The organism is Armatimonadota bacterium, assembly GCA_016223145.1.
Taxonomy (GTDB): Bacteria; Armatimonadota; Fimbriimonadia; order Fimbriimonadales; family Fimbriimonadaceae; genus Nitrosymbiomonas.
The window spans coordinates 93,627-116,951 of the sequence record JACRPN010000006.1; the positions used below are offsets into that span (position 1 = coordinate 93,627).

Annotated in this window: 23 protein-coding genes; 9 read left to right on the forward strand and 14 right to left on the reverse strand. The window is 61.5% G+C overall.

The window, feature by feature from the left end:
• Positions 1–7: 7 nt before the first annotated feature.
• On the reverse strand, positions 8–985 hold the full coding sequence (locus HZC36_04660; protein ID MBI5706262.1) for a thioredoxin family protein: 978 nt from the start codon (positions 983–985) through the stop codon (positions 8–10).
• A gap of 115 nt (positions 986–1,100) precedes the next feature.
• Here HZC36_04660 and HZC36_04665 point away from each other — a divergent pair, with 115 nt between their 5' ends.
• The 3 genes from HZC36_04665 (at position 1,101) to rmuC (ending at position 6,444) form a co-directional block, all read left to right on the forward strand.
• A complete protein-coding gene (locus HZC36_04665; protein ID MBI5706263.1) occupies positions 1,101–2,459 on the forward strand; it encodes a DUF2142 domain-containing protein in 1,359 nt (452 codons plus the stop codon).
• 139 nt (positions 2,460–2,598) lie between these two features.
• Complete coding sequence (locus tag HZC36_04670) at positions 2,599–4,890, forward strand: hypothetical protein (GenBank protein ID MBI5706264.1); 2,292 nt, start codon at positions 2,599–2,601, stop codon at positions 4,888–4,890.
• Positions 4,891–5,148: 258 nt separating this feature from the next.
• Positions 5,149–6,444, forward strand: coding sequence for a DNA recombination protein RmuC (rmuC, locus tag HZC36_04675; GenBank protein MBI5706265.1), 1,296 nt, complete (start codon positions 5,149–5,151; stop codon positions 6,442–6,444).
• 30 nt (positions 6,445–6,474) lie between these two features.
• Here rmuC and gcvPA read toward each other — a convergent pair whose 3' ends face one another.
• On the reverse strand, positions 6,475–7,875 hold the full coding sequence (gene gcvPA / locus HZC36_04680; GenBank protein MBI5706266.1) for an aminomethyl-transferring glycine dehydrogenase subunit GcvPA: 1,401 nt from the start codon (positions 7,873–7,875) through the stop codon (positions 6,475–6,477).
• A gap of 46 nt (positions 7,876–7,921) precedes the next feature.
• A complete protein-coding gene (gene gcvH, locus HZC36_04685; GenBank protein ID MBI5706267.1) occupies positions 7,922–8,305 on the reverse strand; it encodes a glycine cleavage system protein GcvH in 384 nt (127 codons plus the stop codon).
• 133 nt (positions 8,306–8,438) lie between these two features.
• Here gcvH and HZC36_04690 point away from each other — a divergent pair, with 133 nt between their 5' ends.
• Positions 8,439–9,269, forward strand: a complete 831-nt coding sequence (locus HZC36_04690) for a hypothetical protein (GenBank protein ID MBI5706268.1) — start codon at positions 8,439–8,441, stop codon at positions 9,267–9,269.
• Between the two features lie 111 nt (positions 9,270–9,380).
• Here the strand turns inward: HZC36_04690 and HZC36_04695 are convergent, their stop codons facing one another.
• The 6 genes from HZC36_04695 to HZC36_04720 form a co-directional block, all read right to left on the reverse strand.
• On the reverse strand, positions 9,381–9,665 hold the full coding sequence (locus HZC36_04695; GenBank protein MBI5706269.1) for a response regulator: 285 nt from the start codon (positions 9,663–9,665) through the stop codon (positions 9,381–9,383).
• Between the two features lie 42 nt (positions 9,666–9,707).
• A complete protein-coding gene (locus tag HZC36_04700; protein MBI5706270.1) occupies positions 9,708–10,010 on the reverse strand; it encodes a hypothetical protein in 303 nt (100 codons plus the stop codon).
• A 196-nt stretch (positions 10,011–10,206) separates the two neighbouring features.
• Positions 10,207–10,629 (reverse strand): hypothetical protein, encoded by a 423-nt coding sequence (locus HZC36_04705; protein ID MBI5706271.1) that lies wholly within the window; start codon positions 10,627–10,629, stop codon positions 10,207–10,209.
• Between the two features lie 163 nt (positions 10,630–10,792).
• The gene (locus HZC36_04710; protein MBI5706272.1) at positions 10,793–11,044 is read right to left on the reverse strand and encodes a hypothetical protein; all 252 of its coding nucleotides are present in this window, start codon (positions 11,042–11,044) and stop codon (positions 10,793–10,795) included.
• On the reverse strand, positions 11,041–11,301 hold the full coding sequence (locus HZC36_04715; protein MBI5706273.1) for a hypothetical protein: 261 nt from the start codon (positions 11,299–11,301) through the stop codon (positions 11,041–11,043). Before HZC36_04715 ends, HZC36_04710 begins: the two co-directional genes overlap by 4 nt.
• 165 nt (positions 11,302–11,466) lie before the next feature.
• Complete coding sequence (locus HZC36_04720; GenBank protein MBI5706274.1) at positions 11,467–12,399, reverse strand: Mu-like prophage major head subunit gpT family protein; 933 nt, start codon at positions 12,397–12,399, stop codon at positions 11,467–11,469.
• An 81-nt stretch (positions 12,400–12,480) separates the two neighbouring features.
• Here HZC36_04720 and HZC36_04725 point away from each other — a divergent pair, with 81 nt between their 5' ends.
• The 3 genes from HZC36_04725 to HZC36_04735 all read left to right on the forward strand — a co-directional run bounded on the left by HZC36_04725 (position 12,481) and on the right by HZC36_04735 (position 14,755).
• Positions 12,481–13,212: a hypothetical protein gene (locus tag HZC36_04725; GenBank protein MBI5706275.1), complete on the forward strand. Its 732-nt coding sequence runs from the start codon at positions 12,481–12,483 to the stop codon at positions 13,210–13,212.
• Between the two features lie 177 nt (positions 13,213–13,389).
• Complete coding sequence (locus HZC36_04730) at positions 13,390–14,061, forward strand: hypothetical protein (GenBank protein MBI5706276.1); 672 nt, start codon at positions 13,390–13,392, stop codon at positions 14,059–14,061.
• Between the two features lie 10 nt (positions 14,062–14,071).
• Entirely contained in the window at positions 14,072–14,755 is a 684-nt protein-coding gene (locus tag HZC36_04735; GenBank protein ID MBI5706277.1) for a hypothetical protein, read from the forward strand.
• Positions 14,756–14,853: 98 nt separating this feature from the next.
• Here HZC36_04735 and HZC36_04740 read toward each other — a convergent pair whose 3' ends face one another.
• Complete coding sequence (locus HZC36_04740) at positions 14,854–15,294, reverse strand: hypothetical protein (protein ID MBI5706278.1); 441 nt, start codon at positions 15,292–15,294, stop codon at positions 14,854–14,856.
• Positions 15,295–15,467: 173 nt separating this feature from the next.
• Positions 15,468–16,433 carry a hypothetical protein gene (locus HZC36_04745; GenBank protein MBI5706279.1) on the reverse strand — a complete coding sequence of 322 codons (966 nt, stop codon included), beginning with the start codon at positions 16,431–16,433 and terminating at the stop codon, positions 15,468–15,470.
• Positions 16,434–16,607: 174 nt separating this feature from the next.
• On the opposite strand from HZC36_04745, the gene HZC36_04750 reads away from it, so the two are divergent.
• Positions 16,608–18,917: a DUF1592 domain-containing protein gene (locus HZC36_04750; GenBank protein MBI5706280.1), complete on the forward strand. Its 2,310-nt coding sequence runs from the start codon at positions 16,608–16,610 to the stop codon at positions 18,915–18,917.
• A 240-nt stretch (positions 18,918–19,157) separates the two neighbouring features.
• Here the strand turns inward: HZC36_04750 and HZC36_04755 are convergent, their stop codons facing one another.
• The 3 genes from HZC36_04755 to HZC36_04765 all read right to left on the reverse strand — a co-directional run bounded on the left by HZC36_04755 (position 19,158) and on the right by HZC36_04765 (position 21,689).
• Entirely contained in the window at positions 19,158–19,835 is a 678-nt protein-coding gene (locus tag HZC36_04755) for a PEP-CTERM sorting domain-containing protein (GenBank protein MBI5706281.1), read from the reverse strand.
• Positions 19,836–20,059: 224 nt separating this feature from the next.
• Positions 20,060–20,692: a PEP-CTERM sorting domain-containing protein gene (locus tag HZC36_04760; protein MBI5706282.1), complete on the reverse strand. Its 633-nt coding sequence runs from the start codon at positions 20,690–20,692 to the stop codon at positions 20,060–20,062.
• 346 nt (positions 20,693–21,038) lie between these two features.
• Positions 21,039–21,689 carry a PEP-CTERM sorting domain-containing protein gene (locus HZC36_04765; GenBank protein ID MBI5706283.1) on the reverse strand — a complete coding sequence of 217 codons (651 nt, stop codon included), beginning with the start codon at positions 21,687–21,689 and terminating at the stop codon, positions 21,039–21,041.
• A gap of 222 nt (positions 21,690–21,911) precedes the next feature.
• Here HZC36_04765 and HZC36_04770 point away from each other — a divergent pair, with 222 nt between their 5' ends.
• Positions 21,912–23,273, forward strand: a complete 1,362-nt coding sequence (locus tag HZC36_04770; protein MBI5706284.1) for a DUF1552 domain-containing protein — start codon at positions 21,912–21,914, stop codon at positions 23,271–23,273.
• Positions 23,274–23,325: the final 52 nt, after the last annotated feature.

Below are 23,325 nucleotides of genomic sequence, written 5' to 3' on the forward strand. Positions count from 1 at the left end.
AGACCACTTACCGGCCCGCCAGTTGCAGGGCTTTCTTCATCTCACCCAGCACCTGGTCGGGGTTGGCGTAGCCGACGAACTTATGAAACACATTGCCGTCGGGGGTCATGAACTTGACCAGAGGGATCGAGCTTGCTTCGTACTTCTTGGCAAGTTCGGGGTTCTCGTCCACGTCGATCTCGCAAAACACGAACTGCTTGCCGAACGCCTTGAACTCGGCCATTGGATAGACCTCGGCCTTCATCTTTTGGCACGGGGTGCACCATGTGGCGTCGAAGTCGACCATCACAAGGCGGTTCGTCCGCTTGGCGAGCGCGAGCGCTTCATCCAGGTTGTGGAGCCACTTGTCCGAATAGCGCTCCTCCTCCGAAAGCTCTCGGGAGCCCGCCGGGGCGTTGAACGCAAACGCGGAGTCGTTGGCTGCGCCAAGGGTGAGGCTCTTGGTGACGATGACTTTCTGATCGTTGGAGTCGCCGTAGGTGATCTCCGCCTGTCTGGCGAGGCCGGCCGCGTCGAGATAGTAGCTCACCTTGCGCTTGCCGCCGCTAAAGGTGGCTTCGACGACGTTGAACTGCTCGCCCTTGCGGGTCTTCACGCCGAGGGACTTGGTTGCCGCGCGATCCAGCGCGTGCGCATCGAAGAACGGCGCCCAGAGGGCGACCGCTTCATCCTGGAAGAGGGCAGCCAGCGAGCCGGGGTTCTGCGGATCGCGGTAGTAGGTCTTTGCCTGCTTGTCGTAGGTCAAGATGGTCTTTCCGTCCGCGACGATGATCGACACGGGGGTCTCGATCCGCGCCTTGTCGGGCTTGGCGAGGGTCACGTCGAAGCTCGCCATGGTGCCGCTGACGCTTCCCGCTTGATAGGTGGCCTTGAGGCCTTGTGCGCCGTTCAGCGCTTTGACGAAACCCGAGAGCAAGCCGCCACTCTGCGCTGCAAGGGCAAGGGCCGCCGTTCCAAAAATGCTCAGACCAATGAACTTTCGCATCGTTCCCTCCTCGGCGCAACAGCAAACTTCGGCGCCGAACCGTTGAATTCATGATACATGACGTCTTGGCGGTTGGAGTGACATTCTGAAAACTTGCGCGGGCCATAATTCGGGTGTGGCCAACTCAGGGAAGAGACTCGGCTGGTTCATCGCGGGGCTTGCAGCGCTGCATTTCGTTTTGGCGCTGGGGTTCGCGTCGGTCACGCCGTACCGTGCTGCGGGAGTACTAAGGTTCCAGGGTGGCCAGCAGGTGCCCGACGTCGGCGCGCCTGACGAGCGACAGCACGCGAACTACATCCAGCACCTTTTGGACGGCAAGGGATTGCCAACGCTGGTGGCTGGGGACTTCGAGAACTATGAGTCTCACCAGCCGCCGCTTTACTACCTTACCGCCGCCGGCTGGGCCAAGGCGCTGGGTGTTTCCGACGTTTCGGACCGCAGCGCGGGCCTTAGGCTACGAAGCCTGAACGCCCTCATCGGCGCTGCAGGGGTCGTTGGTGTTTTTTTTCTGGCTTGGTGGGGTCGGCGGAACCTTGGGATCGCCTTCGGGGCGGCGGGATTCGCGGCGCTTCTTCCCTCGAACCTTGGCCTGAGCGGCTCGGCGTCGAACGACCCTCTGCTGATCGCTCTGTGTACTTGGACGCTTGCGCTTTGCGTTCTGTGCATCCGAGATGGCTGGTCTTTGAAACGGGCCATCGGGATCGGCTTGTTGGCGGGTCTTGCTGTTCTTTCGAAGACTTCCGCCGTAGCGCTCTTGCCGATTCTCGCCCTGGTGTGGTGGCTTTCCGCGAAGGCCGGCAAAGGGCCGAACTGGAAGTGCGTCGCGGCCGTATCGCTTCCGCTCTTGGTGCTTGTCACACCCCTGTTTCTGCGCAATCAGTCACTCTACGGCGACCCGTTGGCGCTGAGCGCGTTTACCAAGGCGTTCCCCAATTCGCCCTCCCCTCAGAGGGACGCCCCCGTAACCTTGGCTCCTTTGTTTGACCAGGTCGAGCCCGCGTGGGCGCCCGGTTGGCTCAAGTACTGGTCCGGCTTCAACGAAATCGGTTTGGGCGTCGGGTGGTGGACGCTTCGAGGCTTCTTCGGAGCGTTCGGCTACATGGACATCTTCATGCACGGCCGAATCTACGGCGCTTTGGGGCTGTTGCTGTTGTTGGTGTTCGTCGCTTCTTGGTTGCCAGATCGTTCGGAGGAGGCGACGGCCGCGAAGTCGGCAAGGCTACTGGGGCAGTTGTTTGCCGTTTTGATTGTCCTGTTCTTCCTTAGGTTCAACACGCAGTACTTCCAGGCACAAGCGCGGTATCTGTTGCCCGCGCTGGGGCCGATTTCGCTTGCCGTGAGCATCGGTGTGGTGCGGCTCGCCAAAGCCAAGGCGGAGGTCGGTGCCTGGATCATCGGGGCGCTGCTGCTCGCCATCGACATAGGGCTGCTTACGTGGCTCCCTGGAGAGTTCGCCAAGCGCGTGACGCCGTAGACGGGGCGCAGATTGAAAGCGACGGTGGCCGGTCTGGTTTCAGGACCAAAGCCGGAAACAGGGTTGACGCGCCGTTTGGAACCTATTGAGCGTCGTCTCAGGTAGAAAAGACTAGCTTTCGACGAAGGTGTCATTCACGATGTTGTTCGCACGCTTATCTTTAGGTTTGGCCACTGCCCTTGCCGCCTCGTCCGTTCTTGGGCAAGACACAGGGAAGGTCGTCGACTTCGAGGCCAAGGCTACGACGGTCAAGTCGCTTCTTGCCCAGTTGTCCAAACAGACTGGCGTTGCGCTCTCTTGCTCGAACCAAGTGCAGAACGACGTCGTCCTTCTGCGCGCCAGGGGCCAGTCGCTGGACGCGCTGATGGCCAAACTCGCGGAGGTCACCACAAGCAGGTGGGAAAGGAGCGGCAACGGATTCAACCTAAACAGGGACCTCGACAAGGTGAAAATCGAGGACGCCAAGTACCTCGACTACCGAGCCCATGCGATCCTGCAGGAGCTGGACAAGAGCGCCCAGGAGCTCAAGAAACAGGGCGGATTCGACGCGAATAAGGCCGCCAACGACACCTCTCCCGGCCGCGCCTCGATCGAGACCAATGAAAACGGCAAGACGACCCAGTTTAGGCTCCCCAACCCCAACGAGGCGCCGATCGGCCGCGCCTTGATGCGGATTCTCGCGTCTCTGAACGCCCGCGACCTCGCGGCCATCCCGGAAGGCTCGCGAAACGTATTCGCAACCAATCCGACGCGCATGCAGCGCCCCATGCCCGCGGCGGCCAATCCGGCTCTGCAGACGTTCCTTCAGGAGCAAGAGGCCTACGTCCGCGCGGCGGGCCAGCCCGAATCGGGCAACTCGGGCAGCGAGATTCTTTTTCTCGGCGGCGAGTCGCGCCCACTGTCGTTCCAGGGCGGGTTTGGGAAGGCGCTGCTGATCTTCTACAGGGCGCCGGGGCAGGAGGGGCTTCAGGTAGAACTCAAGATCGCCGATTCGACAGGGACCATTCGGGCGAGCCACTCCAAATATCTTGGGCCCAGGGGTGACAGCCGCAAAGCCGGCCAAACGCCTGCTGGGGCTGCCGGGGAATCGCCGATCGCCATCTCCGATCTTTCGAAACAGATCGCGGAGGCTCTGGGGGGTCCGATTCGGAACGGCCAGGGCGATACTTTTTCTTTCACGGCGACGTCAGGCGGCGGGGGCGTCATGCGTGTGGTGGGTTCGCCTTTCGGCGCCCCGCAGGCCACCAAGCCGCTTACCAAGGAACTTCAGGCGTGGTTCTCGCGCCCCGACCAGAACGATCCGTTGTCATCGTTTGTGGCCGAACTCATCACCGGACTGGACGCGAGCGGAAGCCTTGTGGCGCTCTTGCCGGACTCGCTGCTGATGCCCTTGGCGAGCCTCGCGAGCAAGCCGCTCAAACCTTCGGAGCTGAGGGAGTTGTTGTCCCGAGAGCAGTTGATGGCCGTGCGTCAGGATGGCGGGTGGACGGTCGTGCAGCCCCAATATCCGAGCTTGGCGAGGATAAGGCGGGTTGATCGGACGGCGTTCTCGAACATGCTCAGGGCGATCGAGAAGGATGGGATGCTCAGTCTGGATACGGCTGCGGCCTATGCGTCGGGCCGGACGCAGCCGATGGCGAGCGGCATCGAGAGCCAGTGGGTGAACTTGGCGTACCCGCACGCCGCTCCAGCGTTCTCGAATGCGATCGGAAGCTGGCGCATGTACCAGTTCTACGCGGTGCTCGATCCGGGGCGAAGGGCGATGCTGAGGGATCGCGGAGAGGTGGCCGTCGGCGGGCCCTCTGTGAATCAGCAGGCCGCACTCTCGACGATGGTCTTTCACGACCCAATGGGTCCGAGCAGGAGGCAGATCGAGGCTCCGATGCCGACTCAGGGAGCTCAGCGACAACGAACCCAAGTGGCGACCCGATCGATTGTGGCTACGGGCTCCGACGCGATGGAGTTCATGCCGATGTTCGACCTCTCGATGAATCTCTCCGATGAACGGACCGAGATGCTCCCGAACGGCTTGAACCCGAACGGGGTTGCCAAGCTGAACGGCGACGTCCAGGAGGGTCTCTATGCCACCCAATCGAGCGGTGGCGGGCGTTTCTTTACGGCGCAGGAATATGGGATGTATATGGGCCTTGCGGGCGGTCCCGCAGGGCAGTACTTCCCTCAGTACAGCCACTTCAGGCCGGCGCGGATCACTAGGATGAACTTCATGTTCGAGCTGAGCGACATCGCCACGCTTGCGAAGTCCCTCACCGAGGAGGCTGTGGATCTGAAGCAGCAGGCGGTGGCTTGGAACCTCGTGAATCCGGCGATTCGTCGGGCGGCCGAGGAGCACAAGGCGCAGATGGACAACGCCAACCGGAAGATGGACCTCCGGATAGGCGGAGTGGCGATCCCGCCCCCGCCGGCCCGGTAGCGGTGCCGGCCCCTTGGTCTGTCAGCGGCCTGACGCCCTCACCCGGTTCACTGCGTTCCCCGATGGAACCGGGGCGGGCACCGATTTCTCCCACGGGTGGAGAGGTGGTACACCGGACTCCAGACCCCAGACCTCGCACATCAGACCTCGCACCTCGGACCTCGGACCTCGGACCTCTGCTTCGACAAAACCGGTCGACACAAGTGCGCCGATCTGCGTTACAATGATTCTCCGGGCCCTGGGCCTATAGGGCGCAAGATGAATGACCAATTGATGATCCTGCTCGCGACGCTGATTCCGCTTGGCGGCGTGATAGCGATGCTGATTTCGCTTTGGTCGAAAGATCGAAAATCGCTTACCGAGGCGGTCGAGGGCCGCGCCAAGGCGGAGGCAGAGGTCGCCGCCATCCGGAAGACAACCGACGACGCCCAGAAGGCGTTTGAAGCTGTTGCCGCCGAAGCGCTGAAGAGCAACAGCACGGCCTTTCTCGACCTTGCCAAACGGGAGCTTGAGCGAAGCACCAAGGACGCAGCCGTCGGCTTCTCCAAGGAAACCGGCGAGGTCAAAAAGCTCGTGGACCCCCTGCAGAAGGCGCTTGAGAAGTATGAACAGCAAATCGGAGACATGGAACGGCGGCGGCACCACGCGTTCGGCGAAATTAAGGAGCAGCTTGAAAACGTCGTGCTGCGAAGCGGGGAAGTGGCGAAGCAGACGGAAGGGCTGAAGGCCGCGCTGACGAGGCCGCATGTGCGGGGGCGTTGGGGCGAGATCCAGCTCAAGAACTGCGTGGAACTGGCCGGCATGTCGGAGTATTGCGATTTCAGCCTGCAGGAGTCCTCGCGTAACGATGACGGCGCCTTGCTTCGGCCCGACATGGTCGTCAAGATGCCTGCGGGGCGCAGGATTGCCGTGGACGCCAAGGTCTCGATGGCAGCGTTTGAGTCCTATATTGATGCCCGGACCGACGATGAGCGACGCGCGGCGCTGGAAAGCCACGGGAGGCACATTCGCGACCATGTGACCCGGCTCTCGCGAAAGGAGTATTGGCTGCTGGCCGAAACGCCCGATTTCGTGGTGATGTTCCTGCCGAACGAGTCGTTCCTTTATGCGGCGCTTGAGACCCAGCCGGACCTGATCGAGACGGCTCTCCGCGACAAGGTGCTCATCGCCTCGCCGCCGAATCTGGTGGGGCTCCTAAAGGTGATTTACTTCGGCTGGCACGAGCAAAAGCTCGCGCAGGACGCGAAGAAAATCGCCGATGCGGGTAAGGAACTGCACAAGCGGATCGCCGACCTGATGACGAACTTCCACAGGCTCGACAAGGCGCTGGACCAGGCGCGCGAGGCCTATAACACCGCGGCACACAACCTGAACCACAAAGTGGCCGCCAGCGCGCGCAAGCTGGAAGTGCTGGGCGCCAAGAGCGACAAGGTGATCGAGGAGTTGGCGGTCGCCTCGCTGCCGCAGAGTTCTTTCGACGGCGTGCTCGAGGGCGATGTGATCGAGCTTTCCGATGAAGCGATCCTGGCGCTTGAAGAACCTGAAGCGACTTAATCCAGCTTGGCGCCTTGGCCCGTCTTGCCGCTACAGAACCGCTTTAAGCTCCTGGGCGAAGTGGTCAATCTGGGACTTTGTCCGAGTCTCCGTGACCGCAATGAGCAGGCAGTTCTCCATGCCGGGATAGAACTTTCCGAGGGGGAGGCCGGCGAGGATGCCCTTCTGGAGGAGCGCATCGCGCACCTCTCCCGCGTTTTTGGGCAGTTCGAGGACGAATTCCCCGAAGACCTTGCCGGGGAAGCGGAGCTTGGCAGGTCCGAGGTCCGAGGTCCGAGGTCCGTTTTCAGACCCACCAGTCAGCTTCGAAATCGCATATTGGGTGTTCCGCACCGTGCTTTCAGCGACTTGCCTCATGCCGTTCTTGCCGAGGGCTGACATGTAGATGCAGGCCGAAAGGGCCATGAGGGCCTCGTTCGTGCAGATGTTGCTGGTGGCCTTCTCGCGGCGGATGTCCTGCTCGCGGGTGCGAAGGGTCATGGCGTAGCCGGGCGTGCCGTTTGCATCTTCGGTCCGCCCGACGATGCGTCCCGGAATCCGCCGCACGTGCTCCTGTTTACAGGTGAAGAGACCCAGCGCTGGCCCACCGAAGCCCATGGCGATGCCGAGCGGCTGACCCTCGCCAACGACGAGATCGGCATCGAATTCGCCCGGCGCCTTCAGCAAGGCGCAGGCGATCGGGTCGGCGACGACGATGAACATGGCGCCTGCCGCTCTGGCCGCGTCGCGAGCGGCGGCAAGGTCGTCGATGACTCCAAAGAAGTTGGGATATTGGACGATCACGCAGGCCGCGCCGTTTAGCTTGTCTGACAAGTCGGACCTGTCGGACGAGTCGGACTGGGAGGATCCCGAGAACGCCGCCCCTCCCGACGCCGGAAGCTCTTCGACCTCCAAGCCCATCGACCAGCAATAGGTCCTCAGAAGCTGGCGGTAGTGGGGGTGAACCGCCGAGCAGACGACGATCTTCTTGCGCCCGTTCACCGCATGTGCGAGCAGCGCAGCTTCGGCCATGGCGGTCGCGCCGTCGTACATCGAGGCGTTCGCAATGTCCATCCCGTAGAGTTCGGCGACCATCGACTGGAACTCGTAGATGGTCTGCAGGTAGCCCTGCGACATCTCAGGCTGATAGGGGGTGTAGGCGGTCAAGAACTCGCCCCGCGAAATAAGGGCCCCGACGGTGGAGGGGATGTAGCGGTCGTAGATTCCCGCTCCGAGGAAGCAGACCAGGTCGGTGACGATGTTCTTGTTCTTGCGGGAGAGTTCGAAAAGCCTCCCGAGGAGCCGGTGCTCGTCGAGGGACTCGGGGATGTTCAGTTCTCTTTTGAGCTTGACGGCGTCAGGAACGTCCTGGAAAAGCTCGTCGATGCTGCCGACGCCGATGGTCTTGAGCATCTCGCGTCGGTCTTCTTCGGTATGGGGGATGTAGGGCATTGCGAATGACGATTGACGAATGACGAATGACGAATGGGGTGCCGGGCTAGTGTCCGCCGGCTTCTGCGACGGCAGCATAGGCGTCGGCGTCGAGCAAGTCCCCGGGAACGGCGGCTGCCTTCACTTTGACAAGCCAGCCCGCGCCGTAGGGGTCCGAGTTGACCAGCTCGCTCTGTGCGCCAAGGGTCTCGTTGACTTCGGTGACCTCACCCCCAACGGGCGAATAGAAGTCGGAAACCGTCTTGACGCTCTCCACGCTGCCGAGCGAATCGCCCGCGCCGACGGCCCTTCCGGGTGCAGGGAGGTCGAGGTAGACGATGTCGCCGAGTTCGGACTGGGCATGGTCGGTAATGCCGATGGTGGCGGTGTCGCCTTCGATGCGGACCCACTCGTGGGTCTTGGTGTATTTGAGATCGGATGGTACGTTCAAGATAGGCCCTCTCGATGGGGATGAGATGGTGGGATATTACCGGGAAGGGGTGATTGGGCGCAGGGGGAACACGCAGAGTGCACAGGGATAAGTCGAACAGGACCTTTAGGTCGTATAGGTCCTATAGAACTCCATGAGAACCCTCCGCTCCAAAACCGCCGTCAGGCAGCTCAAGAAGGACTATGCCGCCGAACACCCGAGGCAGCGGCAGATCTGCTTCCTGCTGCAGGACTGGACCGACCCCTACAATGTCGGCGCGATGTTTCGGGTGGCGGATGCTTTGGGGGCTTTGGAGCTGGTGCTGACCGGCGACACGCCCGAGCCGGGGGAGGAGGGTCCGAAATCGAGAGATTCAGGTCCGAGGTCCGAGGTCCGAGGTGCGAGGGACGGAAACCTCTCCTCGATCACACCAGACTCCAGATCCCATCCTCAGACCTCGGACCTCGGACCTCTGGACATCCGCTCCGACCTCAGACCTCAGACCTCGGACCTCGGACCTCTGGACATCCGTTCCGCCCTCAGACCTCAGACCTCGGACCTCGGACCTCTGGACATCCGTTCCGCCCTCAGACCTCAGACCTCGGACCTCGGACCTCGAAAGAAGACCAAAGGTTGGCAACAGCGGGTGGTCGGGAAAGCCCAGATCGCGGTGACCTCGCTCGGTGCACACCGACGGATACCCTGGCGCAAGATCGTAGCGCATGACGAAGCCGCGCTCAAGCTGATCGAGGAGGGATGGACGCTGGTGGCGGTGGAGATCGCCGAGGGCGCCGTGCCCTACACCGAGTTTGAGTACCCGGAAAGGGTTTGCCTGGTGCTGGGCCAGGAGCAGCGCGGCGTCTATGAGAAGGTGCTCAAGCACTGCGCGGCAGCGGTGTACATCCCCATGGCCGGCAAGGGAAGGTCCCTAAATGTCACCCACGCCGCGGCGGTCGTGGGGTTTTGGGTTGCTGGTGAGAGGTGACTATCTTTACATCGCTCGAAGGTACTCTGAGATCTGAACAGGGCTAAAGGGCTTCGCCAGGAACATGGCAACCCCCGTCGGGCCGTTGCCGTCACCATCTGTCCAGTCATCTTACTTTCCAAGCATGATCACCGGGATTCCGGCCAGATCCGGGTCCTCTTGCATGGCCTGCCAAACTCCCTTTCCAGACATCCCGGGCATGTCTGTATCGAGAACAACCAGGTCAGGACGATCGGCCTTCATCTTCTCGAGCGCTGCCCTCCCGTCAAATGCGGTGTTAACTCGATATCCTTGGCGTTCGAGGTTGACTTGAACAAGTCGCACGATGTGCCGCTCGTCATCGCAAACCAAGACGCGCATTCGTTGGCTCGGATCTGATCCCACCGCCGTGCGCATGGCTCAAGTTTACGCAGATCCGCGTCGGGTCCGAACGACCGATCACCCCCACACCAACATCTTCGCCACCGTCTCTCCCCGCGCCCGGGCGGAGACCACCTTTTTCACGGTCAGGCTCAGGCCGTCCCAGGCGACCGTGTCGCTGAGCGCAGTGGCGTCGTCGTGGGGCACATAGGCCAGGCGCATCGGCTTGGCACTGGCGTCGATGTCGGCCTGAGGCAGGAAATCCTTGGCGCGCTCGCTGGGCAAAATCGTGACGATGGCCTTGCGGGTGTTGCCGGAGACGAGATAGTCGTCACCGATCAGCTCGATGACGCCCTTGAAGCGTTTTGGGATGATGCTCATGGGTTTGTGAGTGGGTGAGTGGGTGAGGAAATGAGAGGGCGAAAGGGAGATAGGGTGAAACGGTGAAAGTGACGCGTAGGGCAGACTCTCAGTCTGCCTGTTCCGGAGAACACTCGATGGATCGCCACGAGCAAGTGACCTGTAGGGCAGACTCTCAGTCTGCCTTTCTCAGTTGGGCCCGATGTGGCCGAGCGGCTTAGGCTGTTGCTCCGCCGGCCGGCTTTCCACCGCCAGATGCCACGCCGGCCGAGCGGCCCGACAGGTCCGCTTTCAGAAACGGCTTGAGCCGCGCCCAACCCGCCTCCTTCAGCCCAAGCGGACCGGGAGCATCCTTCGCTATCACCGGCCAGAGCTCGAAATCGCCCAGGCGGACGTGCTCCATGGCTCCCGTCTCCCGGCGAATTTGGTCCAGAATCTCGCCGCAGACGACCTCCAGCGCGCCGAGGTTCAGAGTTGCCTGAAGCCCCGTGTTGCCGGTATCGGCGATGTGCTCGTCTCGGATCGCGTAGGTGATCACCGGCACCTGCTCGGCGATGAGGTTGTCGATGGTGGTGTCGTAGGTCGTCGAAGCGATCGAACACTTTTCCTTGATTCGGGATCGGGTAACGCTGAGTGCCATGGGTCAATCTCCTTGAGATAGTGCGGTGGGCGGAGCGCCGCGTTCACGCGGCTCCCCGGCGCAGGAAGCTTGAGCTTCCGACTTTTGAGGAAAGTGCCGGCAGGCTGAAGCCCGGCTTGCCTGGGTGCGGGGTGAACCCGGCGCTCCGTTGGGATGCTGCCTGTCAGGAAGAGGGTCCGAAACGTTCTGCCATTCGAGCGATGACCGCAGAGCTCTCCCGCACATTACACGCGAGCGTCTCCAGCGCCGCTTCGAAGTTGGCTGTCGATTCCTCTTGCCGCCGAAGCGATTCTTCGAGGAACCCGACGAACCGCTCGGTCAACGCGCGTTGGTGGCCGAGGGCCAGCCGCACCAACGCGAAAGCCGCCGCGATGAAGCTCCCGAGAAGAGCCAGAAGCTCGAGCGAGAAGCTCATCGGATCCGTAACGCCCTCCTGAGCTTTTCAAAGGCGCTGGCCAACCCGGCGATCGCGACCTCAAAGGCGACAAAAGCCGAGCGGACCCTGCGGCTCTCGGGGTCCTCCCTGTCACCAAAGTAGCCCTCAAATACGGCTTCGAACTCGGCAAAGGCCGCCGCGACCCGGCTGCCCGCCGAGACGGCGGCCGCGGCGGCTCCGATGAAGCCGCCAACACCTAGCGCGCTGAGCAGCAGCGCGATGCTTGAAATGTCCATGAATGCCTCCTTTTGGGAAGGAGCGTGAGAATGGTGGGTGATGACAAAGACGTGAGAATGGAAAGGACGGTGAGAATGGTGAGAGTTGTCCCGAACGATTCTCACAACTCTCACCAAGTTCTCAATTCTCACAAGTCTCACCAATCTCACCATTCTCACTCTCTCCTACAGAATCGCCCCGTACGCCGTCTGCCACAGGCCGTAGCCCACGTTGTAGCGGGCGCGGACGCCGTAGTAGTAGCGGTCCCGCATGAACGCCGAGTCGCTGTTCCCCGACTCCAGCGCGCTGAACTCCACCGGCACGTCCGATCTCTGCTGCAGAATCACGCCTCGGATCGGCCGCTTCGTGTCCAGCAGGAACCAGTAGTCGTCGAACGTCCCCTGAAGGAATGGCGAGACCACCAGCTTCAGCCGGCCCTGCAGCGCGTTCTTGTAGTTCGTGCTGGGCGCGTTGTCGCTGGCGTTGCCCTTATAGACCACGACCGGGCTCTCGACCAGTTCGCTGGCCGCCCATTGGAGTTTCGGACCGACCACCAGCGTGTCCGGCGAGACCCCCAGAGGCGTGCCCTGATCGTCCGGCACCAGCATCATCGCGTTGATGCCATCCGCCAGCGAGGTCGCGCTGAGTGCCGAGGTGGTCTTGTTGGAGACGTTCGCGCCGTTCACCACGTGCGCGGTGTGGAAGAAGCTCAGCCCGTCATAAGCCAGCCCCGAAAAGCCGCCCGCGAGCGCCTCGACCACGATCTGGTGACGATGCCCCGCCACGCGATACGCCAGGTCGCGGATGCGCAGCCGGATCAGGTCGAGCTGGTCGTCCTCGATGGCCTTGCGGTCCACCGCGATGGTGCTCTCGAAGGTCTTGTCTTCGATGGTGACGGTGTTGGCGGCCAGCCCCGAGGCGCGGCGCTCGTCGAGGAACTCCCGCATGGGCGGCACGGTGCCGAGCCAGGGATATTTCTGCACCGGCATCGTGGTGTTGATGACAGTGGCGATTTTCTCGGTGGTGCTGGCGTCCAGCTCGGCCTTATAGGCGATGGCGAATTCGGCCTTCAGGCCGGGAAGCAAAAGATCCGGTATGTCGCTCTTGGTTAGAGCCATGTTTGAAACCTCCTTGGGTTTGTTGGACAGAAAGGTCGGTTGTCAACCACGTCTTTGGGTTGACAGGTCTATACTTGTTTCATGGACAAGCTCGCGCGAATCGGTTTGACAGGGCTCGCGGCAGTCCTTTGCGGCTGCGGCGGAGGTGGGACAGGCGGGGGTGGAGGCATCGCCGGATACTCAATGTGGATTCGAGGCATGGTTGGGGACCCCAGCCCAACACTTCAGTACGGCAGACGCTACTTCACTGACCTCTACTACAACAATCAACTCCTAGCGAATAACGGTGCCTTCACTCCTTCGGGACCTGGCTACTCCGACAGTAGCGGCCAGATCGTCCCTAGACAGGTCGGGGGCATCCTACAGATGAAAGGGAAGGCGTTCATCAACAACCAGTGGACGACCGTTGCCTCCATGAACTGCACCTATGCCTCCGGTCCCGTGTACTCATATGAGGTCACGTTCTTGGACGGCAACACGCAACAACCGTTGAATCTGGCCGGCTGCAACTTCTACTACCCGCAAATCACCTTCAGCGGAGGCTTCCATCCGAGCGTCGTACTTTTCACGAACGAGCTAACCGTCGGATCGACGACATATGTCGGGCTCTTCAGCGGGGCTAATGGAAAGGTCTTGGCGACCCTACCAACCGCTGACCTCAAGTTCATCGCCATGCGGGGCCAGGCAGGGTTTCAGTACAACAACTACCGGTTCAACGGACAGACATACGCAATGGGCGATCAGCCCGACATTCCGGTGCCAACGCAGCCGCCTGGGAGCCTCGTCCAAGTGACGGTGGAATTCCTTCCCTGAGCCGGTTGTTGCAGTGAGTCGCCCGTTTGGGGACACGATCCCCCCACCTGAGTGGATCATCCCCTCACCTGGGGGATTCATTCCCCCAGACCAGCAGGAGAATCCCTCGCGTGTGGCGAAGCGTCCCTGATACAAGCGGGCGAATCCCCCGGATGAATCGAAGGAGGACACAGCAGAGTGGGCTACATTCCTGATCGCGACGACCAATTCGACACCTGGCAAGGCAACATCAAGACCTACGTCAATGCGAACCTGGCGAACCTGGGCCTTTCCGCATTGCCGCTCGACGCCGACGTCGCCCTGATGAACTCATCGCAGACCGACTGGGTCGCCAAGTTTGCGGCGCACATCGCCGCGCAAGCTGCGGCTCAGGCTGCGCGAGAAGCGAAGGACATCTCGCGAGCGGCCTACGAGGTGGTCTTGAGGCGGCTGGTCCAACGCCTACAATCCAGCAGTTCGGTTGACGACGCCGAGCGGGCGGCGATGGGCATCACCGTGCCGGACCGCATCCCGACGGCGGTCGGCGCCCCGACGAGCAAGCCCGTGCTGCAAGCCGACACCTCCCAACGGTTGAGGATCACGGTCGGCTTCGCGGATGAAGGCACACCCACGAGCAAAGCCAAGCCCGCCGGAGTGATGGGTTGCGAGATTTGGGTCAAGCTCGGTGGCCCACCTCCCACGGATTTGACTGAGTGCAGCTTCCTGGCGCTGGACACTAAGACGCCTTACACCGCGAACTTCGACGGCTCGGAGGCCAACCAAACGGCGCACTTCATCGGAAGGTGGGTCAGCACGCGAGGCGACAAGGGCCCCCTGAGCGAGACGGTAAGCGCGACGGTTCCGGGATAGGGGCACTTGGTTGTTCTTCTTCTTCGCCTCTCCGCCTGTTGACCCATGGGCTGGCTTCTGGCCCAAGGTGCTAGAAGCCGCTCTCGGATCGCTGTTGCCTTTTGTTGCGGCAATTGGGGCTGTTTTCCTCGGCTCAACGCTCGCAAGACGAAAGGACGCCGACGACCGGAGAGTTCAGGCGCGCAAGGACTACTATCTTGCTCGCCTCTCGCACCTAACCGAAGTGCTGGGCCACCTTTACACGATTCAGTCTGCTGCGTTGAGGGCGAGACATGCCGCCATCAACAAGGTCGCAATGAATGCTGTCGGATTGGGAACTCAATATGCGCAATTCATGGACGAGTTGGGCACAGCTGCGCTGCGAGCAATTCCGCTCGCCGAACGGTACGGACCGCTGCCCAAGGAAGTCGGAACCGGGATTCAGGGCCTTGCTGGGTCGCTTGAACAGTTCTTCCATCACCTTCTCGAGGGGCTGAATTATGAAGTTCCCGCTGATGAGGAAATCCTCGTTCGATCGATTCAAGCGGTCCGGCGTGACCTGCGCACTCTAGTGGCATGGGAAGAGCTTTGTCTCGCCGAGGTAACAGGCGACACAACGCACCTGCTCTTGAATCGCAGCGTACTTGCTGAAAGTCAGCTTGCTCTTCCCTCTACTCAAACACTTGATGGCCTTGCTGCCTCAACGCCTGAGTAAGTCATCAGAGCGTTGCGACGTGTCTCGCCCTAGCGCATTCGCCTCATCCTGTGAGGCGAATAGCGGTCCTAATCGCCTCAAGTGCTGCGGCGAATAGCTTAGCTCACATACCCATCCACCCTCACCCGGACGCCGGGTGCGCCGGTGCTGGTGTTCTCCAGACCCGTCACGCGCCCGACCTTGTACTGGTTCGTCAGCCCCGCCGTGGCGGCCTGGACCTCCCAGTCGGTGTTGGCGTAGACCTCCGCGCCGACGTCGCCCTGGGCCGGGGTGTAGCCGCTGACGGCCTTCAGCACGAACGAGCCGCTTTTGGTCACGTTGATGCTCTTGTCGCCCGCCGCGCCCGCCAAGTTGTCCACGGTCTCGTTGGCGACCCCGGCGAACTTGAGGCTCGCCGTTCCGTGGGCCATGGGGATCGCATAGCCGCTGGAATTGATGCCGACCATCGCGCCCTTGTAGATCTTTACGTTCGAAGCCTTGTAGCTGATCACGAGGCCCGGCTTCTCGAAGGCTTCGTAGCTGGTGGTTAATGCTGCCAAATTGGGTTACTCCTTGTTGGATTGGTGGTGAAGGGTGAGAATGGTGAATGTGGTGAGAATGGTGAGAGTTGAGGGGACGTGAGAGTTGAATGAATGGTGAAAATGGTGAGAATTGCCAGTGAGGTCCGAAACCATTTTCACCACTCTCACAAGTCTCACCAATCTCACCATCCCTAGCGTCTGCGCGTCGCAATCTCCTCCAGACTCACGTCGGGGAAGTGCTTGCGGTAGAACGCCGCCTCTTCGGGGAGCATCAGCGCTTCGCCGGCCTCACGGTCGGCCTCGGGCGCCAGAGCAGAGAAGAGCATCATCGGCGGCTGCCGCTCGATCATCGCCAGCAGAAGCTGCCGAAGCGGCTTCGACTCCCCGTCGAATTCGATCGTGTCCTCCGCTTGAAGCAAGGCCTCGGCGAACGGCGCCTGGGCAGGGCAAAGCCGCCCCTCCTTCACAAGGCTCTCGACCGTTCGCTCTGCGTCGACTCGTCGCTGATCTGTGCTCAGCTCCTCGAAGCGCCGGCGCCAGTTTTCCTCTTTGGGAGCCACTTGAACCTCGTTCGACTGGTCTGACTTCTCCGACATTAAGGTCTGAACTGAGGCTCCCTCCGCGTCGCACTTCACCACTCGCCCTTCGCCGCTCTCGGCCAGCTCTCCGCAGAAGCACACTCCAGAGAAGAGCTGAGCGTCGGAAACCCTAGGCTTCCTCACCAAACTCACCTCGCGAATGCGACAAAGGTCTTTGGAGAGGCCGAGAGAGAGCGATCGTGCACCCGAGGCCTCGACCAGCTCGTTGGCTTCCTTGGTGAGCGCAACGGTGCCAAAAAGCTCGGGCCCAAGCGCCTCCACATTAGTCAGGAACCCTAGCTGAAGTGGCGAGTCGGCGTGCTCGATGAGCACTGGCACGGGGTCCTCAAACCCCTCCACCAGCACTCGGAGCTGGTCCTGCGTGATTGTCACGCCCTTGTCTGGATAGTCCCCCGCTTCAAAGAGCTTGGCGCGTCGCTCGATCCACTCGCGGCCAGAGGAATCCCTTGAGGCTTCTGGCGATGGATCCGCCCGACGCCAACTCACGGCGCAAAGCAGAGGGCCGTCCCGAGGTGGACGCTCGATGGTTGCGGCTTGAACCTGCAAATCATTTGTCATCGCAAGGAACACCAGACATGTGTCTATTATGTCAACCCTCGACTCCTAAATCTCGAAGCGAAATCTTCGCATGAAATCTGAAGCGGGATTCGACTGCGCCCAACGCTGAGTGCCTGGGATGCCCCATCATAATGAGATATGGCCCAAAGGTCTGGACGAAGGAAAAGGATAGGCATGGGTCGCCCGATCGTGCTCACGGCAATCTCCTTTGCCGCTTTTGGCGCCGGACTACTTGGAGCGGAGGGCGGACAAGCGTCCACGGGCCAAAGTGGGGCGCCGCTTCAGGCCTTTAGGAGCTTCGTCGCCAAATACTGCGCCCCTTGCCATGGCTCGGCTTCACCCATGGGGGGCCTCAACCTCGCGGGTCTCAAAACGGAGCAGGACCTCCTCGCCGCCCGCGCAGCCATCAACAAAGCCGTCGCAAGGGTCAAAGCGCGCACGATGCCGCCTTCGGGAGCGGTGCAGCCATCTCAGAAGGAAAGGGACTCCGTCGTCAGGGCGGTCCAGACGGTCTTTGCCAAGGCGCCACCACCTAGGCCCGACCCCGGGAGACCGACCCTCCGCCGCCTGAACCGGGCCGAATACAACAACACCGTCAGGGACCTCTTTGGGCTCCCGGCCGACTTCCATCCGGCAGAGGATTTCCCATCGGATGACGTGGGTTATGGCTTCGACAACATTGGCGACGTGCTCTCTGTCTCGCCGCTGCTCCTTGAAAAGTATCTGGACGCCGCCGAGAAGATTGCGGACCGCGTGATTCCCGTCTCTTCGATCAAGCCGGTGACGTTCGATCCGTCCACGATGTCCACCGACAACGGAATCGTGGGCGAAGAGGGCATCAAGCTGTTCACGGTCGGCCGGGTCTTTGCCGAAGCCACCGTGAAAGAACCGGGTTCCTACCGCATCCGCGTGATGGCCTTCGGCGAGCAGGCGGGTCCTGAAGTCTGCAAGATGGAGCTTAGGCTCGACGGCAAGCTCTTGGACACGTTCCAAGTGAGGGCCGTCCAAAAGGCGCAGGTCTACGAGCTCCCGCCGGTCGAGCTTGTGCCAGGGAAGCACAGGCTGGCTGCCGTCTTCACGAACGACTACTTCAACGAGAAGGACCCCGATCCGAGCAAACGCGACAGGAACCTTATCGTCAGCGGCATAGAGATTTTTGGCCCGCTGAAGTCCCAACCGGCTCCAAGCGCGGCCTACAAACGGCTCTTGGTGGTGACGCCCGGCGATGGGGACCCGGCGCCCGCGGCACGCGCGGTTCTCTCGGCGTTCCTGAAGCGGGCGTTCCGTCGGCCCGTGCCGGCTGAGGAGACCGAAAAGTACGTCGCGCTCGTCACCAAGTCCGTGCGCGCCAAGGAGACCTTTGAGCAGGGCATCAGGCTGGCGGTCCAGGCAGCCCTCCTTTCACCCAGCTTTCTGTTTCGCGTGGAGATCGACCCTCCCGCTCCGGCCGGCACACGGAACGCTAGGTCCCTTAACGACTGGGAACTGGCATCTCGGCTAAGCTACTTCCTTTGGTCGTCGATGCCTGATGGCGAGCTTTTTGCTTTGGCTGAGTCTGGCAAACTCAAAGATCCGGCATCTCTGGCCGCTCAGGTGGCCCGAATGCTTAGGGACCCTAGGGCGTCTTCGCTGACTGAGAACTTCGCCTCGCAATGGCTGAACCTGCGCAAGCTCGACCGCGCGACGCCTGACCCCGACCTGTTTCCAATGTGGTCCGAAGACCTTCGCGATTCCATGCGCGAGGAGACCGAGCGCTTCTTCGCGGGGGTGGTCCGAGAGGACCGCAGCGTGCTCGACTTTCTCGATGCGAACTACACGTATCTGAACGAGCCTTTGGCACAGCTTTACGGGATCCAGGGGATCTCTGGCCAGCAGTTTCAGAGAGTGCTTCTCACTGACAAACGCCGCGCCGGCATCGTCACCCAGGGCGCCCTGCTCACCCTCACCTCAAATCCCAACCGAACGTCGCCGGTCAAGCGGGGAAAGTGGGTCCTGGAGAACCTCCTCGGCGAGCCTCCTCCTCCCCCACCGCCTGGCATCGCGCCCCTCCCGGGTGACACCGACAAGGTGCCCACGATGACGGTCAAGGAGCGTCTGCGTCTGCATCGCCAAAACCCGGAGTGTGGGGTATGCCACGTAAAGATGGATGCCATCGGCTTTGGGCTGGAGAATTTCGACGCCATCGGCCGATGGCGAACCAAAGACGGCCCGTTCACGGTCGATGCCAGCGAGAAGATGGGCGACGGCACCTTGATCGCGGGTCCAGAAGGTCTGCGCGGCTACCTGCTGAAGCGCAAGCACGACTTCGTGCGGACCCTTGCCGACCGGCTGCTCACCTTTGCCCTCGGCCGAGGCATGGAATCCAGCGACGAAGCTGCCATCGGCCAGATCGCCGCGCGGGCGGCCAAGGAGGGCTATCGCTTCTCCTCGGTCGTTTCAGCGGTCGTAACCAGTGAGCCGTTTCTCAAGCGCCGTACCCGGTAATCCTCACGTCAATGGCCGGCAGGAGAGCACAAGGCACAATCGGCTCCACCAGGCCCAATGGGCCGACGGATTGAAGCGCAGGGAAGGGCCTTGGAACTAGGGCCAGAGGGAAAGCACTGGACCTGAAAGGTCGCACTTCAGACTAGGGAGGTGGCCTCCACGTGGGCCCACAAATAGAAGAGACAGTGGCCCTGCTGCATCGCAGCTGGGCCACTGTCTCTTCTCAAGTCGCTGAAAGAGCTACTTGCGTCGTCGTCGGGCCATCGCGCCAAGGAGCGCCACGCCGAACACCGCCATGGTGGAGGGCTCGGGAACGATCCCAACGTTGTCGATGCCGAAACCGCTCTTGCGGAGCATGTCGCCGGCATCGCTGACGACGAACTGCACGTTCACCGTCATGCCCATGAAGTCGGAGACGTCCGCAGAGAACGTTCTCCAGCCCGTGGCAGCGTGGAAGTCCGGGGTGCCGGAACCGGCATCATACGGCTTCGGATTCGTGGTGAGCAGGTCGCCACGAGTCAAAGCATCATAGACCGAATCCACATGGATCAGCCGGTTATAGCCGCCTGCTGCGATCAGCCGGACGTAGAAGTCGTCGTTGTACGGCGCGCCGATCGGCACGTCGTTGGCCGTCTCGTCCGTGAAGAAGTTGTAGCAGAACTCCAGCGTCGTGTCGTCCACGAAGCAGGTCGTGTCGATGGCGGCGCCGATGAGCGTCGGCTCCGTGTTGGCCCAACCGAAGTAGGCGCCATCGCAGGGGCCAAGCCCGTTGAGGTCGCCAGTGACTCCCCCGTTGACGAAGAACCAGTTGTAGCCAACCGGCATGGACTCGAAGTCCCCATTGATGATGAAACCAAATGCACTCGAACCCAGCGCCATGGTGGCGAGGCCCAAGGCCATTGCCCTAGTCTTGATCATATTTAGTCTCCCTTTAAGCTGAACGAACCCAAATCGGCTCGTCAGAATCGAACAAACGCATTATACAGGCATTTTTGCCGATCTGCGAGAAAATCGTCCAGACTAGCAAAAATGCCTATGGCCTGGAAGGTGGCGCTCCGCCCATGGCAAGTACCGAAGTCCGCTGGAGACTCTCGGGCCCGCCGGCGCTAGGGCAGCCGGCGGGCCCGAACGGACCACGTTGATTACTTGCGTCGTCGTCGAGCGAGGGCGCCAACGAGCGCCACGCCGAACACTGCAGCCGTCGAAGGCTCGGGGACGAGCCTGACATCGTCGAGACCGAAGCCGCTCTTGCGAATCGAGTCGCCGGCGTCGCTGACCAAGAACTGCACGTTGACGAGCTCGCCCATGAAGTCCGAGACGTCGAACGCGGCCGTGTCCCAACCGGTCGAGGCGTGGTAGTCGCTAGGCTTGGCGTTCGTGGTGAGCAGGTCGCCGCGGCCAACGGCAGCGTAGACCGAATCCACGGAGATCAAACGGTTGTGGCCGCCCGCGCCCACGAGTCGAACGTCGAACTTGTCATCGAACGGAGCGCCAATCGGAACGTCGTTGGCGGTCTCGTCGGTGTGGAAGTTGTAGCAGAACTGGAGGATCGGTGCGTCGATAACCACGGTCGTGTTGATCGCAGCGCCGAACAGCGTCGGATACGTGCTTGCGAAGCCGAACAGCTGGCCCTGGCAGGGGCCGAGCCCGTTGAGGTCGCCGGTCACGCCGCCGTTGGCGAACGACCAGCCGATGCCGCCAAGTTCGAAATCGCCGTCAGTAATACCAGCAAACGAAGTAGTGCCGAGGGCGAAGCAAACAACGCCCAAGGCCATTGCCCTGATTTTATTCATTTATGTACTCCCTTCAAAGTGGCATATCCCAAAGTTGGGCTGCCAGAACGAAACACCAAGAGTATATTGCAGTATCGGCCATGTTGGAACTAGGAAACTGGAAGTCAAGCAATCTTGCTTGCGGGCGCTATGCTGTAGATTGTGCTGGCACATGGCAACCTAAAGGTACAGCAATAGTATCAGGATAGATGTCACTCTCATAGAAGCTCGATACTCGCACGAATGCGAGGTCCATGTCCGGCCAAGTTTTAGCGAAACTTGCCATCCATAAAAAACGGGGCGGCACGCCTTGAAGGTGTGCCGCCCCTATTGACTCGAATACGAGTGTTTACTTGCGTCGTCGTCGAGCGAGGGCGCCAACGAGCGCCACGCCGAACACCGCAGCCGTCGATGGCTCGGGAACGAGCCTGACGTCGTCGAGACCGAAGCCGCTCTTGCGGATCGAGTCGCCGGCGTCGCTGACGATGAACTGAACGTTCACGAGCTCGCCCATGAAGTCCGAAACGTCGAACGCAACCGTGTCCCAACCGGTCGAGGCATGGTAGCTGGCCGGCTTGGCGTTCGTGGTGAGCAGGTCGCCGCGGCCAACGGCAGCGTAGACCGAATCCACGGAGATCAAGCGGTTGTGGCCGCCCGCGCCCACGAGGCGAACGTCGAACTTGTCATCGAACGGAGCGCCAATCGGAACGTCGTTGGCGGTCTCGTCGGTGTGGAAGTTGTAGCAGAACTGCAGGGTGGGTTTGTCCACTACCACAGTCGTGTTGACCGCCGCGCCGATGAGCGTGGGGTACGTGCTTCCGTAGCCGAAGAGCAGGCCCTGGCAGGGGCCGAGGCCGTCGAGGTCGCCAGTCACGCCGCCGTTGACGAAGGACCAGCCGAGTCCGCCGAGTTCAAAGTCGCCGTCGGTGATGCCAGCAAACGAAGATGCGCCCAGGGACATGCCGAGCACGCCCAAGGCAAGAACCTTGTTCAATTTCATGTTTCTGTCTCCCTTCACAATAGGGCTGCCCTAGGCCGGACAGCCACCATCGGTTTGGTCATTATGTGTGCCGGTTTTGGGCTTCACCAAGAACATCGAGGGGAATCCGGCAGGACTGCTGTAACAGGTTTCGCAAGTGCCTGAAAGGCCTACCAGCAGGTTCTTTTTCCAGCCAAATTGCACGGCTTTTGGGCAGTTGATGACGTATCCTAATTGGTACAGATGAGTAATCCGTTATCTCGACGCGCTGTGCTTAGCGGGGTGGGCGCCGCCATCGCGCTACCTGCCCTCGATTCGATCGCGCCGGCCTCGGCCTATTCCGCGCGAGCCGGGGCTGTCGCGCCCGTTCGGATGGCGTTCCTTTTCGTTCCCAATGGCATGAATATGGAGCACTGGACGCCTGGCGGCCTTTCGAGGGTCGGACAGGAGACCGCCGAGCCCCTTGCGAACCTTCCCTCCATCCTTGAGCCGCTCGCGGCGGTAAAGCCCAAGATGCAGGTCCTCAGCGGGCTCGCTCAGCATAACGGATTCGCCCTCGGCGACGGTCCCGGCGACCATGCCCGCTCTGCAGCTTCCTGGCTTACGGGCGTTCACCCCAAAAAGACCGCGGGGGCAGACATCCGAAACGGGATCTCCGCAGACCAGGTGGCCGCGGCCCGGCTGGGAGGGAAGACCCGCTTCGGCAGCATCGAGCTCGGCTGCGAGCGCGGAGGCGTTGCCGGTGATTGCGACAGTGGCTATTCGTGCGCCTATTCGAGCTGCATTTCCTGGCGAAGCGAGACCACGCCCGTGGCGAAAGAGGTCAACCCGAGGCTGGTCTTCGAGCGGCTGTTTGGCGCGCCGAACGCAAATGCCGAAGCGTTGCGTCTGCGAACCCAGCAGCGCAGGAGCATCTTGGACTTCGTCCTTGAGGACGCATCCGGCCTTCGAGCCAAGCTGTCGGGCAAGGACCGCCAGAAGGTCGAGGAGTACCTGGAGAGCTTGCGCGACGTCGAAAAGCGCGTCGCAGCGTTTGAACAGGCGAATCCCGCTGGGCTGGTCCCCAGTGGACAGGTTCCAAAGGGGGTCCCCGCCGACTATGCCGACCACATTCGTCTCATGGGCGACATGATGATCCTTGCCTTCCAGACCGATGCAACCAGGGTTGCTACCTTCATGTTCGCGAACGAGGGATCAAACCGCAGTTACCGCACCGTCGGCGTCCCGGATGGGCATCACGACATGTCACATCATAGCGGCGACCCTGCAAAGCTCGAAGCTAAGCGCAAGATTGACCTGTTCCACGTCCAGCAACTCGCCTACATCGTGAACCGGATGGACTCCATCAAAGAGCAAAACGGAACCCTCCTCGACAACACCATGCTCGTCTATGGAGGCGGCATCGGCGATGGCAACCGACACAACCACGACGATCTCCCGATCCTCCTGGCCGGCGGCGGCAACGTTGGGCTGAAAGGGGGAAGGCACGTTCGCTACCCGTCCAACACGCCGATGAACAACCTGTTCCTGTCCCTGTTGGACCGGCTCGGAATCCCAGTCGAAACTCTCGGCGACAGCACGGGAAAACTCGAGGGCCTGTTTTGAGAGCCCCTCCCTCGTCAAGCCTCGCTGATGGATGAGGGAAGGGTCGAGGTGG

What these genes read in the sequence shown, in the direction of transcription:
- HZC36_04660 (MBI5706262.1), bottom strand. Translation starts at nt 985, where the DNA reads ATGCGAAAGTTCATTGGTCTGAGCATTTTTGGAACGGCGGCCCTTGCC.
- HZC36_04745 (MBI5706279.1), bottom strand. Translation starts at nt 16,433, where the DNA reads ATGACAAATGATTTGCAGGTTCAAGCCGCAACCATCGAGCGTCCACCT.
- HZC36_04710 (MBI5706272.1), bottom strand. Translation starts at nt 11,044, where the DNA reads ATGAGCTTCTCGCTCGAGCTTCTGGCTCTTCTCGGGAGCTTCATCGCG.
- HZC36_04725 (MBI5706275.1), top strand. Translation starts at nt 12,481, where the DNA reads ATGGACAAGCTCGCGCGAATCGGTTTGACAGGGCTCGCGGCAGTCCTT.
- HZC36_04715 (MBI5706273.1), bottom strand. Translation starts at nt 11,301, where the DNA reads ATGGACATTTCAAGCATCGCGCTGCTGCTCAGCGCGCTAGGTGTTGGC.
- HZC36_04705 (MBI5706271.1), bottom strand. Translation starts at nt 10,629, where the DNA reads ATGGCACTCAGCGTTACCCGATCCCGAATCAAGGAAAAGTGTTCGATC.
- HZC36_04700 (MBI5706270.1), bottom strand. Translation starts at nt 10,010, where the DNA reads ATGAGCATCATCCCAAAACGCTTCAAGGGCGTCATCGAGCTGATCGGT.
- HZC36_04765 (MBI5706283.1), bottom strand. Translation starts at nt 21,689, where the DNA reads ATGAAATTGAACAAGGTTCTTGCCTTGGGCGTGCTCGGCATGTCCCTG.
- HZC36_04695 (MBI5706269.1), bottom strand. Translation starts at nt 9,665, where the DNA reads ATGCGCACGGCGGTGGGATCAGATCCGAGCCAACGAATGCGCGTCTTG.
- HZC36_04720 (MBI5706274.1), bottom strand. Translation starts at nt 12,399, where the DNA reads ATGGCTCTAACCAAGAGCGACATACCGGATCTTTTGCTTCCCGGCCTG.
- HZC36_04690 (MBI5706268.1), top strand. Translation starts at nt 8,439, where the DNA reads ATGAGAACCCTCCGCTCCAAAACCGCCGTCAGGCAGCTCAAGAAGGAC.
- HZC36_04670 (MBI5706264.1), top strand. Translation starts at nt 2,599, where the DNA reads ATGTTGTTCGCACGCTTATCTTTAGGTTTGGCCACTGCCCTTGCCGCC.
- HZC36_04755 (MBI5706281.1), bottom strand. Translation starts at nt 19,835, where the DNA reads ATGATCAAGACTAGGGCAATGGCCTTGGGCCTCGCCACCATGGCGCTG.
- rmuC (MBI5706265.1), top strand. Translation starts at nt 5,149, where the DNA reads ATGAATGACCAATTGATGATCCTGCTCGCGACGCTGATTCCGCTTGGC.
- HZC36_04760 (MBI5706282.1), bottom strand. Translation starts at nt 20,692, where the DNA reads ATGGCCTTGGGCGTTGTTTGCTTCGCCCTCGGCACTACTTCGTTTGCT.
- HZC36_04770 (MBI5706284.1), top strand. Translation starts at nt 21,912, where the DNA reads ATGAGTAATCCGTTATCTCGACGCGCTGTGCTTAGCGGGGTGGGCGCC.
- gcvPA (MBI5706266.1), bottom strand. Translation starts at nt 7,875, where the DNA reads ATGCCCTACATCCCCCATACCGAAGAAGACCGACGCGAGATGCTCAAG.
- HZC36_04750 (MBI5706280.1), top strand. Translation starts at nt 16,608, where the DNA reads ATGGGTCGCCCGATCGTGCTCACGGCAATCTCCTTTGCCGCTTTTGGC.